The organism is Citrobacter sp. RHBSTW-00944 (genome assembly GCF_013615435.1).
GTDB classification, from domain to species: Bacteria; Pseudomonadota; Gammaproteobacteria; order Enterobacterales; family Enterobacteriaceae; genus Citrobacter; species Citrobacter braakii.
Window position 1 is genome coordinate 2,475,216 of the sequence record NZ_CP055418.1, and the last position, 17,862, is coordinate 2,493,077.

At 50.0% G+C, this 17,862-nt stretch carries 14 protein-coding genes and 1 pseudogene; 6 read left to right on the forward strand and 9 right to left on the reverse strand.

All coding sequences use genetic code 11. The features are described 5' to 3' along the window. Positions 1–56: 56 nt before the first annotated feature. On the reverse strand, positions 57–809 hold the full coding sequence (gene fnr, locus HV334_RS11915) for a fumarate/nitrate reduction transcriptional regulator Fnr (RefSeq protein ID WP_003020397.1): 753 nt from the start codon (positions 807–809) through the stop codon (positions 57–59). 194 nt (positions 810–1,003) lie between these two features. Continuing rightward, complete coding sequence (ogt, locus tag HV334_RS11920; RefSeq protein ID WP_075848156.1) at positions 1,004–1,519, reverse strand: methylated-DNA--[protein]-cysteine S-methyltransferase; 516 nt, start codon at positions 1,517–1,519, stop codon at positions 1,004–1,006. A 213-nt stretch (positions 1,520–1,732) separates the two neighbouring features. Between ogt and smrA the strand changes: the two genes are divergently transcribed. Then, positions 1,733–2,296 carry a DNA endonuclease SmrA gene (gene smrA, locus HV334_RS11925; RefSeq protein WP_016153202.1) on the forward strand — a complete coding sequence of 188 codons (564 nt, stop codon included), beginning with the start codon at positions 1,733–1,735 and terminating at the stop codon, positions 2,294–2,296. A gap of 12 nt (positions 2,297–2,308) precedes the next feature. Here the strand turns inward: smrA and HV334_RS11930 are convergent, their stop codons facing one another. Both HV334_RS11930 and HV334_RS11935 read right to left on the reverse strand, forming a co-directional pair. After that, positions 2,309–3,541 (reverse strand): sensor domain-containing diguanylate cyclase, encoded by a 1,233-nt coding sequence (locus HV334_RS11930; protein WP_049282426.1) that lies wholly within the window; start codon positions 3,539–3,541, stop codon positions 2,309–2,311. A 67-nt stretch (positions 3,542–3,608) separates the two neighbouring features. After that, a pseudogene (locus HV334_RS11935) lies at positions 3,609–5,722 on the reverse strand (EAL domain-containing protein). A gap of 410 nt (positions 5,723–6,132) precedes the next feature. Between HV334_RS11935 and HV334_RS11940 the strand changes: the two are divergent. From HV334_RS11940 to dbpA, 4 genes are all read left to right on the forward strand, one after another. Then, positions 6,133–7,242 (forward strand): methyl-accepting chemotaxis protein, encoded by a 1,110-nt coding sequence (locus HV334_RS11940; protein ID WP_049282424.1) that lies wholly within the window; start codon positions 6,133–6,135, stop codon positions 7,240–7,242. A gap of 156 nt (positions 7,243–7,398) precedes the next feature. After that, positions 7,399–8,382, forward strand: a complete 984-nt coding sequence (gene zntB, locus HV334_RS11945) for a zinc transporter ZntB (RefSeq protein WP_016153198.1) — start codon at positions 7,399–7,401, stop codon at positions 8,380–8,382. 275 nt (positions 8,383–8,657) lie between these two features. Next, the gene (locus HV334_RS11950) at positions 8,658–8,825 is read left to right on the forward strand and encodes a hypothetical protein (protein ID WP_016153197.1); all 168 of its coding nucleotides are present in this window, start codon (positions 8,658–8,660) and stop codon (positions 8,823–8,825) included. A 28-nt stretch (positions 8,826–8,853) separates the two neighbouring features. Next, positions 8,854–10,227 (forward strand): ATP-dependent RNA helicase DbpA, encoded by a 1,374-nt coding sequence (gene dbpA / locus HV334_RS11955; RefSeq protein ID WP_181221780.1) that lies wholly within the window; start codon positions 8,854–8,856, stop codon positions 10,225–10,227. Positions 10,228–10,276: 49 nt separating this feature from the next. On the opposite strand, the gene ttcA is transcribed toward dbpA, so the two are convergent. The 5 genes from ttcA to nifJ form a co-directional block, all read right to left on the reverse strand. Next, positions 10,277–11,212, reverse strand: coding sequence for a tRNA 2-thiocytidine(32) synthetase TtcA (gene ttcA, locus HV334_RS11960; RefSeq protein WP_181221782.1), 936 nt, complete (start codon positions 11,210–11,212; stop codon positions 10,277–10,279). A 198-nt stretch (positions 11,213–11,410) separates the two neighbouring features. After that, entirely contained in the window at positions 11,411–11,845 is a 435-nt protein-coding gene (uspF, locus tag HV334_RS11965; protein ID WP_016153190.1) for a universal stress protein UspF, read from the reverse strand. Positions 11,846–11,926: 81 nt separating this feature from the next. After that, positions 11,927–12,139, reverse strand: coding sequence for a KTSC domain-containing protein (locus HV334_RS11970; protein WP_016153189.1), 213 nt, complete (start codon positions 12,137–12,139; stop codon positions 11,927–11,929). 145 nt (positions 12,140–12,284) lie between these two features. Then, on the reverse strand, positions 12,285–13,418 hold the full coding sequence (ompC, locus tag HV334_RS11975) for a porin OmpC (RefSeq protein ID WP_016156616.1): 1,134 nt from the start codon (positions 13,416–13,418) through the stop codon (positions 12,285–12,287). Between the two features lie 366 nt (positions 13,419–13,784). Then, positions 13,785–17,309, reverse strand: coding sequence for a pyruvate:ferredoxin (flavodoxin) oxidoreductase (gene nifJ / locus HV334_RS11980; protein ID WP_181221783.1), 3,525 nt, complete (start codon positions 17,307–17,309; stop codon positions 13,785–13,787). Between the two features lie 274 nt (positions 17,310–17,583). On the opposite strand from nifJ, the gene HV334_RS11985 reads away from it, so the two are divergent. Continuing rightward, on the forward strand, positions 17,584–17,850 hold the full coding sequence (locus tag HV334_RS11985) for a DUF333 domain-containing protein (RefSeq protein WP_003020360.1): 267 nt from the start codon (positions 17,584–17,586) through the stop codon (positions 17,848–17,850). Positions 17,851–17,862: the final 12 nt, after the last annotated feature.

A 17,862-nucleotide genomic window follows, 5' to 3' on the forward strand; every position in this document is an offset into this window, starting at 1 on the left:
AAATCGGGAAAATTTAGCGATTTGACAGAAGGATAACAGAAATGCTTGCGGAAAGATTACGCAACGTTACGCGTGTGGCCAGCAAGAACTGCCAGCGCGTCGCTATTCTCAATAGTTATGTATTTGCCTTTCACTGCCAGCATGCCGCTTTTCTGGAAACGACCCAACAGGCGGCTGATGGTTTCAACCGTCAGACCCAGGTAGTTACCGATGTCGCCGCGGGTCATGGTCAGACGGAACTCACGAGGTGAGAATCCGCGCTGGGCAAAGCGGCGAGACAAGTTGTAGATAAAGGCCGCCAGGCGCTCTTCTGCATTTTTCTTCGACAACAGCAGGATCATATCCTGGTCGCCTTTGATTTCGCCACTCATCAGACGCATCATCTGCTGACGCAGATTCGGCATTTTTCCGGACAGGTCATCAAGGGTTTCGAAAGGAATTTCGCAAACCATTGAGGTTTCCAGCGCCTGGGCAAAGCTCGGGTGATGTCCGCTGCCAATCGCGTCAAAACCGACCAGATCACCCGCCAGATGGAAGCCGGTAATTTGCTCATCGCCTTGTTCGGTAATGGTATAGCTTTTAATCGTTCCGGAGCGGATAGCGTAGAGTGATTTAAGTTCATCACCTGCTTTAAAGAGCGTTTGCCCCTTTTGGATAGGCTTTTTGCGCTCGATGATGTTATCGAGCTGGTCAAGCTCATGCTCGTTAAGTGTGAACGGGATGCAAAGCTGGCTGATGCTGCAATCCTGGCAATGGATAGCACAACCGCCAGACTGAATGCGCCGTATAATTCGCTTTTCCGGGATCATAGGTCTGCTCAAGCCGTAATTGATATTTGTCAATTTTAACATCTTTTTGGTGAGCACGTAAGCCTGAGCTACTCCCAATAGAGAATAATTCAGGTATAACCGGAATGAATGTTTGTATCTCCTTGATTAACCGCATTAAATTTGTGGTCACATTATGCGAAAGTGTGACGAATAAGGCATTAATTGCCTGGAATCTAGAGTAGCAAATAGCCTTCGTGACGCAATAACCACTCTTTTCGCTGCACGCCGCCAGCATATCCAGTCATGGTGCCGTTACGCCCAATGACGCGATGGCAGGGGACCACAATGCTTACCGGGTTGGCGCCATTGGCCGCACCGACGGCTCTTGCAGCACCGGGGCGCCCTAACTGTTCGGCCAGTTGACCATAGTGCATGACCTGCCCACACGGGATAGTGCGTAATGCTTGCCAGACTTCACGCTGGAAAGGCGTGCCAGCCGTTGCCGTTTCCAGCGTGTCAATAATGCTGAGATTCCCGGCAAAATACTCCGACAGTTTATCGCTTAATCCGCCTGGGTTTTTAGCTGTAATACGCTGATAACCTTCTGTGCGGTAATGAATATCCAGCAATTGTTCCATGCGATCGCGGTGCTGATCCCATTCCACCGCGCGCAGGCGAAATTGCTCATCACAAATAACCCACAGCGGGCCCAGCGGCGTGTCGATGGTATCTTCCAGTAAGTTCAGCATCCGTTTCTCTCATTACAGCGTTCAGGCGAGGTTACACATTATCACGCCAGCGACAGTCGCAGCTATACCCCTAAAAACGGATATCTGTATGTCGTGAGTAGATCTTTTCAGCGGAGCGAGCCGGGTGAATTATTGGAAATAATCGTAAACCGTTGTCGGTATAATAGTGCGCGGTTATGATAATGCTCGTCGTAATTCGCTGGAGGAAGAAACATGAACCTTGATGATGCTTCGCTGTTTCTGGATGCTATGGGGGATGTCCAACCGCTGAAGGGCTGCGCCGATGTACACTGGCAGCCAACGCGTAATATCCGCACTCCGGCGCGTATCGATACGCTTCAACTGGATAACTTTCTCACGACGGGGTTTCTCGATATTATCCCGTTGAACGAGCCGCTGGAGTTTCGTCGCGAAGGTTTACAGCACGGCGTGACTGACAAACTGCGAACCGGAAAATATCCGCAGCAGGCGAGCCTTAATCTCATCCGCCAGCCCGTAGAAACATGCCGCCAGATGCTATTCAGTTTTATTCTACAGGCACAGCAAGATGGATTACGTAACGTGCTGGTGATACACGGTAAGGGGCGTGACGATAACGCTCATGCCAATATTGTTCGCAGCTATGTGGCGCGCTGGCTGACAGAATTTGATGACGTCCAGGCCTACTGCGCCGCTTTGCCGCATCACGGCGGCAGCGGAGCATGCTATGTGGCATTACGTAAAACCGCGCAGGCAAAACAGGAAAACTGGGAGCGTCACGCTAAGCGCAGCCGCTGAGCAACGTATTTATCAGGCGGCCAATACTCTGTTCCTGCCTTCGTGCTTGGCTTTGTACAACGCGTCGTCCACGCGTTTGAATAATTCATCAATACTTTCGTTCGTTTCGTGCCGCGCAACGCCAATGCTGACGGTAAAGCGGGGAAGACCAGGGAGAGTAACCTTGGCTACCGTCGCGCGGATCACTTCTGCAAGATTGAGGGCGACATCCAGCGAGGTTCGCGGTAGCAGCAGCACAAATTCTTCACCACCCCAGCGAAAAATAAGATCGTCTTTTCGTGCACAGGATTCCAGTGTGCGGGCCAGAGCGCAAAGCACTTCATCGCCTTTTAAATGACCGAAGAGATCGTTAATGCTTTTAAAACGATCGGTGTCGATCAACAACAGACTGTAGTCCTGCGTCAATGATACCGCATGCGTCTGCTCCGGCTCGGTTACCTGATAAAAATGTCGGCGATTAAGTAATCCCGTTAAAGGGTCACGCAGAGCGGCATGCTCAAGCTCCTGTTCCAGCCGTTTTTGTTCGGTAATGTCATGAATAATGCACAACATGAGTTTATTACCGTAAATTTCAATCGGTCCGGCGTAGGTTTGCACATGACGTGAGGTGCCGTCAGCCAGTTTATGGACAAAGTGCAAAGGCTTATGGCCGCCGGGCAGATGGGCGATTTCATGCATTACCGGCAATATATGGCGGCCCAGCATGTTGATCTCCCAGGTATGTTTCTGGCACATCACATCAAGGTTGTAACCATAAAAATTCAGGGCACTGAGGTTTGCATCAACGATCAGGCCATCGCGGGACGGATCAATCAGTAACATTGGCGCGGAGTTGGTCTGGAAAAAACGCGCATAAAAGCCCTGTTTTTTTCGTTGATAAGTTGCTGAACGGCTGGCTTTCAGACCTTGCGCAGTAGGCGTTTCAATGCCTTCGAAAAGGATAACATCCCCCACGCCCGGCAGAGATTTAATGGACAGGCGGCTGGCCAACGCGATTTCCTCACCATCGCGGTAAACCGTGAGGATCTCAACAACGTGATGATGATTGCTCAAGTCACTGAGATACATGGTTAAATCATTTTGAGAATGCGTTGAGAATATGCCCTTGCGCAGTGGGGAAAAACAGAGATCCCGCATTAACTCACGTGCAACGATATTAGCGAACACCAGTTCTTCGGTTTGTGGCGAAACAATCCACACCGGAAAGGTTAACAAATCCAGTGAATGCAGCTCGGTTGTGCTCATCGATAATCCCGTTATCTTTATCTGCTGTGTTGCCCGTTTAATGGCGAATATTTTAGATATTACAGTCTCACAAAGTTATTGATTGTCGGTGAGACAAGGGTTGTACGACTGGCTTTTGTTTGATGCTGTTTTCTGATTGGATCAGTTCATGAATCTTATGCGCTGGCAGCGGTTTTGCAAACAGGAAACCTTGCAGCATGCTACACCCCATCTGGGTAAGAAGTATTTCCTGCTCCTGAGTTTCTATTCCTTCAGCCACCACGCGCATATTCATGGAGTGAGCTATGTCAATAATGGTAGACACAATTTTTGTATTTTTACTGTTCTCGCTAATATCTTTGACAAATATCCTGTCGATTTTTAATTCCCGTGCCGGCAGTGACTTCAACATCAATATATTTGAATAACCAGTGCCGAAATCATCAATAGAAACGGTGATTCCCAAAGCAGAGAAAGCATTCAGGATTTCAATACTGCGTTTTAAATTTTTAAGTGCAGTGCTCTCCGTGAGCTCCAGCGTGAGAGAGGCAGGTGAAAGTTGGTATTGCGCCAGGGCGTTGCAAACAACATCAATAATATCATGCTGTTCAAACTGGGCGGGAGAGAGGTTAACGGCGAGCGTCCATTCTGTATTCCCTTGTAATGTCCACTGATGCAACTGCAAACATGCCTGTTGGATAACCCATTTGCCGACGGGAATAATCAGGCCCGTTTCTTCCAGCGCAGGCAGAAATTCAGCCGGTAGCAGCATGCCGCGCTCCGGATGATGCCAGCGTAATAACGCTTCAAAACCAGTCAGGGAATGATCTCCGGCGGTATATTTAGGCTGATACCATAGCTCAAACTGGTTGCGTTCAAGCGCTTGTGAAAGTTCCTGTAGAAATGTCGGCGGCGTATCAGCGATAGCTTCCATCTGGGGACTATAAATAGCCCAGCCGTTTCTGCCCGCCTGTTTGACATGATACATCGCCATATCGGCCTTCACTTTTAGCTCATGTAGTGTCGAACCATGTTCGGGATAAATACTGCTCCCCGCACTTAACGAAACCCGAATCGTATGACCGAATAAGGTAAAGGGGTCACCGATCGCATCTGAAATTCGCGTAAGCAAGGCGGAGATAGCCTGCGGGTTGCAGTCTGGAACCAGCAAGATAAATTCATCTCCCCCCAGTCTTGCCAGCGTCATTGAATCATCAAGGCAACTGTAGATACGCTGTGTACTGGCAATCAGCAGTTGATCGCCGATGTGATGCCCCCAGGTATCGTTAACGACTTTAAAACGATCGAGGTCGATAAATACCAACGCGAAATGCTGTTGATGCAATTTGGAATGCCGCAGGCAGGCCTATAAGCGGGTATCTATTTGCGTTCGATTAGCAAGTCCGGTCAGCGCGTCGAAGTGGACCTGATGTTCAAGCTGGCAGTTCAACTGATGCAGGTTGTCAGCCAGTCGGGAAGTGCGCAGTTGTGAATCCACCATCGAGACGACCAGCATGATACCCAAAATAATTAGCGTGACGGCGCAGACCCAGACAGAGAGTTCCAGCGTACTTAGCCCATCGTGCGCAGTGTGTCCAAAATGGGTGAACGTTGCCGCTCCCATACCGGTGCAATGCATAGAAGCAATTGCCAGCGCCATAATAAGGGCTGCAATAAGTCGGTTAATCAGCACGCGACGGGTGTTTTGGCGTAAATGGAAGGCCAGCCATAAACCTACGCCAGACGCAACGACAGCAATAATTACAGAGAGCAAAATCAGCGAGCGATCCCATGAGATGGCCACATGTTCGATAATGGCATACATGCCAACATAGTGCATCGTGACAACGCCAGCGCTCAGTATGCTGGTGGCAATGACCAGTCGTTTTGTTGATAGCGTATTACCGGAAATAGCGATATTGATGGCGAGGGTTGCAGAAATGAGCGCAATAAAGAACGAAAACGCGGTGAGTGATAGGTGATAATTGATCGGCATAGTCATTTTCATGGCCAGCATACCGATAAATGCATCGACCAGATCCCCATACCCAGCGTAGCGCCGCCAGATAGCCGCCAGAAGGTAGATTCACGTTTGCTGGAGATTGCTACCTTACCCGCGCTGTCGAGGGCAATAAAGGAGGCAATAAATGCGACAACAAAGGAAATCCCAATCAATACAGGGTCCCACGACACGTGCAACATCTTACTACCTATCGAAAAAAAGCCGTGATGATAAATCTAGCAGGTTTTGTCCAGTTAACCTGATAAAACCAGGAATGTTCTTGTGTTTTTGCAATGAGTATTAGAGCGAAGGGCAAGATATTGAAAATGACAAGCCATTACTTATATAAACATTCATAAAAATTATGTTTCTGTGTGTTTTATGCTCGTCACGTGCTCGCCATCACAATAATCTGATGGTGGGGAACATTACAGCCATTGGCGGGATAAAGTGCTGACCTATTATGAATGACTAGTGTAATTTATTGACTTAAGTAAAAGGTCTTCTGGCTCTCATTGAAAGTTCAGCTTTCGTCACAGAGCAATGGAAATCTGTATTGCAGATGCTATAAAAATAACATCTACGTTATTTCTTGGTGCACAGGGTTAAAATGTTAAATGATATTAGCGTCAGAACCTTTATTATTTTATTTCTGCTCATTACGGCGGTTGCGCTCAATGTTGTTGAAATGATTTTTTCGGCTACCCCAGAAATTATTATTGGTACTAATGCGGTAAGCATTATTTCTATATTATGTTTGTGGTGGTACATGACGAAATATCTGGTCATGCCGATTAATACGGTCAAAAGAAGCATTGAAGAGGTAACATCCGGGAATCTGGCAATCAGTATTCCCGAGTTTGGTAATAACTGTGCGGGTAGACTAATTCCTGGCATCAATAGCTTATCAAGTAATATTTCAGCACTCGTTAATGAGATCAGAACATCCTCGCAAACGGCGATGACGCTTTCTGAACAGCTGGCGGAACGCAGCGCCGAGCTTTCAGTGAAAACAGAACAGCAATCCGGAGCATTAATGCAGACGGCTGCCAACATGGATGAAATAGCGGTTAATACGCGGAATAATGCTGATAACACGCAAATAGCCAGCGCCCAGGCAACAATTGCCACGCAATGCGCCCGTCAGGGTGGCGAATTAATGGTGCAGGTTGCGACAAATATGCGTTCAATCACCGAATGCGCACAGCAAATGACAGAAATTATTACGCTGATAGATGGTATTGCATTCCAGACAAATATTCTGGCATTGAATGCTGCTGTGGAAGCTGCAAGGGCCGGTGAACATGGCAAAGGTTTTTCTGTGGTGGCCGGTGAGGTAAGAATGCTTGCACACCGCAGTGCAGATGCCGCTAAGAATATTAAGCAACTGATTGCCCAAACCCATCAAAATGTTCAGCAAGGCGCTGCTATTGTGCGTGAAGCTGAAAAAAACATGCATGATATTGTCGGGGGGGCAGGGCAATTAAACCAACTGATGGGCGAGATATTAACCACTACGCAGGAGCAGGAGAAAGGGATTATCAGAATTACCCATGCTCTGGCCGAACTGGAGAACGTCACTCAAAGTAATGCCATTATGGTTGATGAGCTTTCTGACTCCTCAGGTATCCTGAAAAACCAGGTGATTGACCTTCAATCGCGAACGCATAAATTTCGCTTAAGTCATACGCTTGAATCAGAGAGACGCCAGCGGGCCTGAGAGGGGCATCTCGTAACCAGCGCCGCATTCGTCGGCGCTTTTCTTATTATCAGATACTTTTTATGAATCATTTCAGCACAATGGGACAATGAGATATTGCTTAACATATTCTGACAGCTAGACTAACGAAAAAAGCTGAATGTTTGTGGAGGCGCTGTGGAAGCCATTAAGGGAACGGATGTTAATGTGCCGGATGCCGTGTTTGCCTGGCTGTTGGATGGCCGTGGTGGGGTGAAGCCACTGGAAGATAACGATGTTATCGACAGTCAACATCCCTGCTGGCTGCATCTTAATTATACCCATCCTGAAAGCGCGCAATGGCTGGCGACAACGCCTTTACTTCCCAATAACGTGCGTGATGCGCTGGCGGGTGAAAGCACGCGCCCACGCGTAAGCCGGGTAGGGGAAGGTACGTTGATTACGCTGCGCTGTATTAACGGCAGCACCGACGAGCGACCTGACCAACTGGTTGCGATGCGCTTATATATGGATGAACGTCTGATTGTCTCAACGCGTCAGCGTAAAGTCTTGGCGCTGGATGATGTGGTCAGCGATCTCCAGGAAGGCACGGGAGCGGCTGATTGTGGTAGTTGGCTGGTGGATGTTTGCGATGCACTAACCGATCATGCCAGTGAGTTTATCGAACAACTGCACGATAAGATTATCGATCTGGAAGATAACCTGCTTGATCAGCAGATTCCGCCGCGTGGTTTCCTGGCATTGCTGCGTAAGCAGTTAATTGTGATGCGCCGCTATATGGCGCCTCAGCGCGATGTCTATTCCCGGCTGGCGAGCGAACGTTTTTCCTGGATGACCGACGACCATCGGCGGCGGATGCAGGATATCGCTGACAGGCTAGGGAGAGGGCTGGATGAAATAGATGCTTGTATTGCCAGGACCGGTATTATGGCGGATGAAATTGCGCAGGTTATGCAGGAGTCTCTGGCTCGCCGAACGTATACAATGTCATTGATGGCAATGGTTTTTCTTCCCAGCACATTTTTAACCGGGCTGTTTGGCGTTAACCTCGGCGGTATCCCTGGCGGTGGCTGGCAGTTTGGCTTCTCACTTTTTTGTATTCTGTTAGTGGTCCTGATTGGTGGTGTTACTTTATGGTTGCATCGTAGTAAATGGTTGTAACAACAACGTTTTTTAGTGACTTTTGCGCATGAAAACGTCCTGGTTTTTGAGCGAAGTCAATAAACCATCTACCTATTCGGGGCAATATCTCTCTCGCAGGTGAATGCAACGTCAAGCGATGGGCGTTGCGCTCCATATTGTCTTACTTCCTTTTTTGAATTACTGCATAGCACAATTGATTCGTACGACGCCGACTTAGATTAGTCGGCTTTTTTTTGCCTGCAGGAAATCAGCGTCTACCCTAAAAGAGCCAACCTGAATAACTGGAGGGGTATATGAACTGTCTGATTGCAACGCCGCACACTGATTCGCTACCGACCGACCCGGTTCCCATTCCCGATCCCATACCTCGTCCGCAGCCAATGCCGGATCCGCCACCGGATGAAGAGCCGATTAAATTGTCGCATCGCGGGCGCAGATCTGCGAGGATACGCGCCTGCTGATTGTGAGTTTTTACCGCGAGATTAAATTGTGACCGCTTTTTCAACCCTGAATGTTTTACCTGCTGCCCAACTCGAGAATCTTAACGAGCTGGGTTATCTTGAAATGACGCCTGTTCAGGCTGCTGCGTTACCGGCAATTCTGGCGGGGAAAGATGTTCGCGTGCAGGCTAAAACCGGCAGTGGCAAAACGGCGGTTTTTGGTCTTGGATTATTACAGCATGTTGATGTCGCGCTGTTTCAGACGCAGTCCCTGGTGCTGTGCCCAACGCGCGAGCTTGCTGACCAGGTGGCGGGTGAGCTGCGTCGCTTAGCGCGCTTTCTGCCTAACACCAAGATCTTAACGTTGTGCGGTGGGCAGCCCTTTGGCGCACAACGTGACTCCCTGCAGCATGCGCCACATATTATTGTCGCCACACCGGGGCGTTTACTCGACCATCTGCAAAAAGGCACTGTTTCTCTGGATGCCCTGAATACGCTGGTGATGGATGAAGCCGATCGCATGCTGGATATGGGCTTTAGCGATGCGATTGATGATGTCATTCGCTTTGCGCCAGCTTCGCGTCAGACCTTACTGTTTTCTGCGACCTGGCCGGAAGCCATTGCCGCCATTAGTGGCCGGGTGCAACAAAATCCATTAACGATCGAAATTGATACCGTTGACGCGCTGCCGGCGATTGAGCAGCAGTTTTTCGAAACTTCCAGCCACGGCAAAATTGCGCTGCTGCAAAAATTGCTCAGTCAGCATCAACCTGCATCATGCGTAGTTTTTTGTAATACCAAAAAAGATTGTCAGGCCGTGTGTGACGCGCTGAATGCGGCGGGGCAAAGCGCTCTCTCACTGCATGGCGATCTTGAGCAGCGCGATCGCGATCAGACGCTGGTCCGTTTTGCCAACGGTAGCGTGCGCATTCTGGTTGCTACCGATGTGGCCGCGCGTGGTCTGGATATTAAATCACTTGAGCTGGTGGTTAACTTCGAACTGGCGTGGGATCCGGAAGTCCACGTCCATCGTATCGGACGTACCGCGCGTGCCGGCAACAGTGGTCTGGCGATTAGCTTCTGTGCACCGGAAGAAGCGCAGCGGGCCAATATTCTTTCTGAAATGCTGCAACTGAAGCTGAACTGGCTGCCAGCTCCCGCTAACGGCCCAGTCCTGCCGCTGGAAGCTGAGATGGCGACGTTATGCATTGATGGCGGTAAAAAGGCTAAAATGCGTCCCGGCGATGTTCTCGGTGCGCTGACCGGTGATATTGGTCTGGAAGGCGCAGATATCGGCAAAATTGCCGTTCATCCGGCGCATGTCTATGTCGCGGTTCGCCAGACTGTAGCGCATAAGGCATGGAAGCAATTGCAAAACGGTAAGATAAAAGGCAAGACTTGCCGGGTTCGGTTATTGAAATAACCACTCGTCGGAGCGCCTGATGGCGCTCCGCTTATCCGGTACTATCGACTTACTTCACTTCCACGACGTCCAGGCGCAGCTCATCCAGTTGAGCATCATCTTCTTCTGGCTGCCAGCCCGCAGGCTGCAGCGGGATCTCTTCACGATCGAACGCTAAATCACCGCCGTCCACAACCTCTGAACCGTGCCTGATACCTTTAAAATCGAACAGATTGATATCGCTAAGATGTGAAGGTACAACGTTCTGCATTGCGCTGAACATGGTTTCAATACGCCCTGGATAGCGTTTGTCCCAGTCGCGCAGCATATCGGCAATGACCTGACGCTGCAGGTTAGGCTGTGAGCCGCACAGATTACATGGAATAATCGGGAAACCTTTCGCTTCGGAGAAACGCTCGATATCTTTCTCACGGCAGTAAGCCAGCGGACGGATAACGATATGTTTACCGTCATCGCTCATCAGCTTCGGCGGCATACCTTTCATCTTCCCGCCGTAGAACATGTTTAAGAACAGCGTTTGCAGGATGTCGTCGCGATGGTGACCGAGCGCAATCTTGGTGGCGCCTAACTCAGTTGCCGTGCGGTACAGAATGCCGCGACGCAGGCGAGAGCAGAGCGAGCAGGTCGTTTTACCTTCAGGGATTTTATCTTTGACGATCCCGTAGGTATTTTCTTCGACAATCTTATACTCCACGCCCAGTTGTTCCAGATATTCCGGCAGAATATGCTCCGGGAAGCCAGGTTGTTTCTGATCGAGGTTAACCGCAACTAAGGAAAAACTGATCGGGGCGCTTTGCTGCAAATTACGCAGGATCTCCAGCATGGTATAGCTGTCTTTCCCCCCGGAAAGGCACACCATAATGCGATCGCCGTCTTCGATCATATTGAAGTCGGCAATCGCTTCGCCCACGTTACGGCGCAGACGTTTTTGCAATTTGTTCAGGTTGTATTGTTCTTTCTTGCTAATATCTTGATTTTGCGACATTTAATAGAGGCTCAATTCATAGTGTGGCATCAGAAGAGTATGCATCACGCCGGATAGTCCGGCAAAAGAAGTCTGATATAAAAACTGTGGCGTGTATGGTACGGATAAGCGGGAAAAATGTCAGCACATTTAGGACAGGAATCGTGGGGTATAAGAGGTAGAAACAAAAAGCCCGCAGCGATGTGCGGGCCAGACAGCTTAGCGGACTACCAGTACCGAACACTCCGCATGACGAACCACGGCTGCGGCGTTAGACCCCAGCAGGTAGGTGGTGATGTCAGGGCGATGTGAGGCAATAATGACCATATCAGCCGGTAATTTTTTGGCCATCTCCAGAATCTTATCTTTTGGCGCACCTTCTGTGACATGAACGTGCACTCTGTCCGTTGGGATATTGAACTTCTTGATAATCTCTTCCAGTTGAGATTTTGCTTCGGCTTTCAGATCTTCCATGGCCGGTAACTCTGCCGAGTAGGCCAATCCCAGGGAAGCATAATAGGGCAGTGACGGAATTACGGTCAAAAAATGAACCTGTGCATCGTCAATTTTTGCCTCTGCTTCAACATGGGCTATAACACGTTGAGTTAATTCTGAGTCTGAAATATCGATGGGTACAAGAATCGTTCTGTTCATAAAACCTCCTGTTTAAGTATCCACCCAAAGCTTACCGCGTAATGGCACTTTATGTACAATGACAAAGATCACATTTTGGCATCACTTTATTTTTATTTCAGGAAACTTTCCTTTTATTACTCCATCGTAAAATCGACCTTTAGAAACGACGCTTAGGAAATCACGAAAAATACGAGCAGGGACATGCTGATATTGCAGAGTAGACAACTGGTGAAAGCGAATTTCTAGCGTGCGGGAGGATTCGTCATAGCCGACGGATGCAATACGGGATGATTTTACAGGATGATGATTCATTGCAGGTATCCTCTACTACAGGTCTTAATGCAAGATATCATCTATCAGAGATGTGTTTTAGCGCAACAGATATAATGTTTTGATCTGGATAAAACAGAATTGTTAGAACATAAAGAGAGCCCGCTGTTGCCAGCGGGCTGACGGATTAGAATTGGTAAACCATACCCAGTGCTACTACGTCATCGGTAGAGATGTCGTTTTGGCTGTAGAAGTTTTTATCTTCATCCAGCAGGTTGATTTTGTAATCAACGTAGGTGGAGAAGTTTTTGTTGAAGTAGTAAGTAGCGCCAACGGATGCGTATTTCACCAGATCCTGGTCGCCATCAGATCCGTTTACACCCAGATCCTTACCTTTAGACATCAGGAAAGAAACTTCCGGACGCAGACCGAAGTCGAACTGGTATTGCGCAGTCACTTCAAAGTTCTGAGTTTTGTTGGCAATCGTATTATCACTACCGTTTGAGCCACCATAAGGGGTCATGTTGCGGGTTTCGGAGTACATGGTTGCCAGGTAGATGTTGTTCGCGTCGTATTTCAGACCGACTGTCCACGCGTCAGCTTTATCACCGCCCGCGGTAGAATCGTTAACCTGCTCGTTAGTACGGTCAGAAGAGGTGTATGCTGCACCGAAGCTTACACCCATACCCAAATCGTAGGTCGAGGAGATACCGAAGCCGTCACCGTTGGAGTTCTTCATGTTACGATCGTCGCCACCGTTATTGGTGCCTTCCTGCTCTGGTGACTGATTTTCGTTCGCGCCCTGATACTGCAACGCCACGTTCAGACCGTCAACCAGACCAAAGAAGTCGGTATTACGGTAGGTCGCCACGCCGTTCGCGCGACCGGTCATGAAGTTGTCTGCTTTGGTGTAAGAGTCGCCACCGAATTCCGGCAGCATATCGGTCCAGCCTTCAACGTCGTACATTACGCCGTAGTTACGGCCGTAGTCGAATGAGCCGTAGTCGCCGACTTTAATACCTGCGAATGCCAGACGAGTCCAGGAGTCGCCTTTATCACCTTCGGTGCCGTTAGCCTGAACCTGATATTCCCACTGGCCGTAACCGGTGATCATATCGTTAACCTGAGTTTCGCCTTTGAAGCCCATACGCATATAAGTCTGATCGCCATCACTGTTAGCGTCATCAGAGAAATAATGCAGGCCGTCTACTTTGCCATAGAGATCTAATTTGTTGCCGTCTTTATTATAAACTTCAGCAGCGTGAGCAGCGCCTGCAGCCAGCAGGGCAGGAATTACGAGAGCCAGTACTTTTCTGTTCATTGAAATAATCCTTTAGTTTTTTTATTAACCTGTGACTACCCATGTAGGGAGTAAAAGCATGCTAAAGGAGAAGTTCCGTAAAGGGATAAATATGAATTGTTACGCCTTAAGTAAAACCTTAAAGAAATAATTCTACGGAAATGATGATAATTGTGGTGAATGTATGGATGGTAAATATATAAAATAAAAATTATACAAGTGAAGTGTGTTGGGCTATTCTGCGCGTGTTATATGCCTTTATTGTCACGTTTTATTTTTCGTTGACGTATTGATAGCTATTATTAATTAGCCAGCGAATAAATTGACAAGCCCGAACAACTGTTCGGGCTTTTTTTTGGGTTCCAGGTTAATACTGAGATAAACGCATTACTCGGTACCGCTCTTTTCCGCTTTTCCAGCCAACTGCGCAAGGAAGTCGTAGCGTTTTTGCAGATCGGCTGCGGCGTCTTTCCAGAGCTGTTCTGCGACTTCTGGCTGTTGGGCATTCAGGCGACGGAAGCGCTGCTCGTTAAGCAATGTTTCGGCCAGGGCGTCTGACGGTGGCCGAGAGTCCAGCGCCAGCGGCAGCTTACCTTCATCTGCTCGACGCGGATCAAAGCGGTACAGCGGCCAGAACCCGGTTGCCGTGAGCTGACGCATCTGATCATGGCTTAGTGCGAGATCGTAACCATGCTCTTCACATGGGCTATAGGCGATAATCAGCGACGGACCTGGATAGGCCTCCGCTTCCTGGATAGCTTTCACCGTCTGGTTCAACTGCGCGCCCAGAGAGATTTGTGCAACATACACGTGCCCGTACATCATCATACTGACGCCAAGATCTTTGCGAGCTTTGCGCTTGCCATGTTCACCAAATTTAGTGACGGCCCCGAGCGGCGTAGCTTTCGACGCTTGTCCGCCTGTATTGGAGTAACACTGGGTATCCAGTACCAGAATATTGACGTTCTCGGTCAGGCTCAGGACGTGATCCAGGCCACCAAAACCAATATCGTAAGCCCAGCCATCACCGCCAATCAGCCAGATAGATTTCTCGACCAGCGCGTCGGCATCGGTTAACAACTGCTGTGCGCCTTCGACATCTTTCAGGTGCTGGCGCAGTGCTGCAACTTGCTCACGGCGCACCTCTGGCGTAGCTTCAGCGTGCAGGGCGTCATTCAGTTCAGCCGGAATGTTATCAGCAAACTGTTCCACTAAACGCATGACGCGTACACGGTGCTGATCCACCGTCAGGCGGAAGCCCAGCCCAAACTCGGCGTTATCCTCAAACAGGGAGTTTGCCCACGCAGGCCCGCGACCATTGGCGTCGGTGGTATAAGGCGTTGAGGGCAGGTTACCGCCATAAATTGATGAACAGCCGGTCGCATTGGCGATCAGCATGCGGTCGCCGTACAACTGCGTAAGCAATTTGATATACGGCGTTTCACCACAGCCAGAGCAGGCCCCAGAGTACTCAAACAGCGGTGTTATCAACTGCGAGGTACGAATATCAATGCGTTCCAGTTTAGTGCGATCGATTTCCGGCAGATTGAGGAAGTAGTCATAGTTAACTTTTTCTTCTTCCACGTGCTCAAGGCGCGACATCATATTGATGGCCTTGATCTCCGGGTTTTGGCGATCTTTCGCCGGGCATACTTCGACGCACAGATTACACCCGGTGCAATCCTCTGGCGCAACCTGCAGGACATATTTCTGACCGCGCATATCGCGTGATTTCACATCCAGAGAATGCAGGCTGGCAGGGGCATTTTCCATCGCTTCTGGTGAAACCACTTTGGCGCGGATAGCCGAGTGCGGGCAGGCGGCTACGCAGTGGTTGCACTGGGTACACAGCTCTTCTTTCCAGATGGGGATCTCTTCAGCGATATTGCGTTTTTCCCAACGCGTGGTGCCCATCGGCCAGGTGCCGTCTGGCGGCAGCGCTGAAACGGGGAGGGCATCGCCCAGACCGGCGAGCATTGCCGCGGTGACGGTTTTCACGAAATCAGGTGCGGCATCAGAAACCACCGGTGGGCGATTAGCGCTATGTGAGTCAACCGGCTGAAGCGCCACTTCGGCAACGGATTCACGCGCCAGGGCCAGCGCCTGCCAGTTACGTTCAACCAGATCCTGCCCTTTACTGCTATAGCTTTTCGCAATCGCACCCTGCAATTCAGCCAGAGCGCTGTCGCCTGGTAAGATTTGCGTCAGATGGAAGAACGCCATCTGCATAACGGTGTTAATACGTGCAGCCAGACCACACTCGCGGGCGATTTTGGCCGCATTAATCACGTAGAAACGCGCTTTCTTCTGATTCAGAACAGCCTGAACTTCCTGCGGCAGACGTGTCCAGACTTCATCCACACTGTACGGGGTATTAAGCAGGAATATACCGCCAGGTTTCAGGCGCTCAGCCATCTGATACTTATCGATAAATTGCAACTGGTGACAACCAACAAAATCGGCTTGCGACACCAGATACGCTGAGCGAATAGGTTGTTCACTAACGCGCAGGTGAGAAACCGTCAGACCGCCTGCTTTTTTCGAGTCATAGACGAAATAACCCTGCGCATACCACGGCGTAGAGTTACCGATAATCTTGATGTTGTTTTTGGTGGCCGACACGCTACCGTCACTGCCCAGCCCGTAAAACAGTGCCTCGAGCTTCGCGGTACCGGGCAGGGTGTTTTCCGGTAACGGTAGCGACAAGTTGGTGACATCATCATAGATACCGACCGTAAAGCGAGATTTCGGCTTCGCGCTACTCAGTTCATTAAAGACCGCCATGACGCAGTCCGGGCCAAACTCTTTGGAAGAAAGGCCATAACGCCCGCCAATCACGCGCGGCAGCGTTTCTCGTTCGCCGCAGTTAAAGGCTTCCGCCAGCGCGGTCATTACATCCAGATACAACGGTTCAGCTTGCGCGCCGGGCTCTTTGGTGCGATCCAGGACGGCGATGCTCCGTACCGTTTCCGGCAGGGCGCGCAGTAAATGTTTGGCAGAGAATGGGCGGAACAGACGCACTTTCAGAACGCCTACTTTCTCGCCGCGTGCCAGCAGCTCTTCGACGACTTCTTCACTGGTTCCAATCGCCGAGCCCATCAAAATAATGACGCGTTCTGCCTGCGGGTGACCGTAGTATTCAAATGGCTGGTACTGACGGCCCGTCGCAGCAGAGAAATCGTTCATCGCCTGTTCTACGTGATCGTAAACCGCGTTGTACCACGGGTTTGTTGCTTCGCGTGACTGGAAGTAGGTGTCCGGGTTCGCAGACGTACCGCGAATAACCGGATGCTCCGGGTTGAGCGCGCGCGCGCGATGAGCATCGATTTCTGCCTGCGGCATCAGCCCGAGGATTGTGTCATCGGCCAGCGGCACTATTTTATTAATTTCATGCGATGTGCGAAAACCATCAAAGAAATGAATAAACGGGACCCGGCTTTTCAGGGTGGCCATTTGCGAAATTAGCGCAAAGTCCTGAGCTTCCTGAACGCTGCTGGCGCACAGCATTGCGCATCCCGTCTGGCGCACCGCCATCACGTCGGAATGATCGCCAAAGATGGATAATGCGTGAGTGGCAATCGTACGCGCCGCAACGTGCAGCACAAACGGAGTCAACTGACCGGCCAGTTTGTACAGCGTCGGGATCATCAGCAACAGGCCCTGCGATGAAGTAAACGACGTAGAGAGCGCACCGGTCTGCAACGCGCCGTGAACGGTCGCTATCGCACCGCCTTCCGACTGCATTTCTACGACACGAGGGGTATCCCCCCACACGTTTTTAAGCCCGTTCCCGGCCCAGGCATCCGCCTGTTCCGCCATCGTCGAACTGGGCGTAATCGGGTAGATGGCGATAACCTCGCTGGTACGAAATGCGACCGAAGCAACCGCACCATTACCGTCAATTGTGATCATACTGACACCCTTACATTGCGCAAAAAAAGGGACACGCGTAACAGCGGCGAATCCTGTAGTTATCCTTTTAGTTTAGCAAAAGCGCTAAAGACAGATTTTCGCTTTTGTGTCCCTCGAATAAACAGAATGAATGGTTTGATCAAAGGAGCAGCCAAAAAATTGCCAGAAAATGTAAACAGTGCGCATAAATGCGCATATTGCCTCTCGACGGCGGTGTTTCCGCTGCCTATTATTTATGGCTGTGTCGTTTGGTTAATATTCAGAGGGGAGTAAGATGCGCGCAGCGTTTTGGGTAGGGTGTGCCGCGTTATTATTATCGGCTTGTAGTAGTGAACCTGTTCAGCAGGCAACCGCCGCGCATGTCGCACCGGGGATGAAGGCCGCAATGTCCAGTTCTGGAGAAGCTAATTGCGCCATGATTGGTGGTTCGCTCTCCGTTGCCCGTCAGCTGGATGGTTCAGCTATCGGAATGTGTGCGTTACCCAACGGCAAACGCTGTAGTGAGCAGTCGCTTGCCGCCGGAAGCTGTGGCAACTATTAAGCCACCGCGTTT

Coding starts and splice junctions, on each gene's coding strand:
- fnr (WP_003020397.1), bottom strand. CDS start 809: ATGATCCCGGAAAAGCGAATTATACGGCGCATTCAGTCTGGCGGTTGT.
- ogt (WP_075848156.1), bottom strand. CDS start 1,519: ATGCTGAACTTACTGGAAGATACCATCGACACGCCGCTGGGCCCGCTG.
- smrA (WP_016153202.1), top strand. CDS start 1,733: ATGAACCTTGATGATGCTTCGCTGTTTCTGGATGCTATGGGGGATGTC.
- HV334_RS11930 (WP_049282426.1), bottom strand. CDS start 3,541: ATGAGCACAACCGAGCTGCATTCACTGGATTTGTTAACCTTTCCGGTG.
- HV334_RS11940 (WP_049282424.1), top strand. CDS start 6,133: ATGTTAAATGATATTAGCGTCAGAACCTTTATTATTTTATTTCTGCTC.
- HV334_RS11950 (WP_016153197.1), top strand. CDS start 8,658: ATGAACTGTCTGATTGCAACGCCGCACACTGATTCGCTACCGACCGAC.
- ttcA (WP_181221782.1), bottom strand. CDS start 11,212: ATGTCGCAAAATCAAGATATTAGCAAGAAAGAACAATACAACCTGAAC.
- uspF (WP_016153190.1), bottom strand. CDS start 11,845: ATGAACAGAACGATTCTTGTACCCATCGATATTTCAGACTCAGAATTA.
- HV334_RS11970 (WP_016153189.1), bottom strand. CDS start 12,139: ATGAATCATCATCCTGTAAAATCATCCCGTATTGCATCCGTCGGCTAT.
- ompC (WP_016156616.1), bottom strand. CDS start 13,418: ATGAACAGAAAAGTACTGGCTCTCGTAATTCCTGCCCTGCTGGCTGCA.
- nifJ (WP_181221783.1), bottom strand. CDS start 17,309: ATGATCACAATTGACGGTAATGGTGCGGTTGCTTCGGTCGCATTTCGT.
- HV334_RS11985 (WP_003020360.1), top strand. CDS start 17,584: ATGCGCGCAGCGTTTTGGGTAGGGTGTGCCGCGTTATTATTATCGGCT.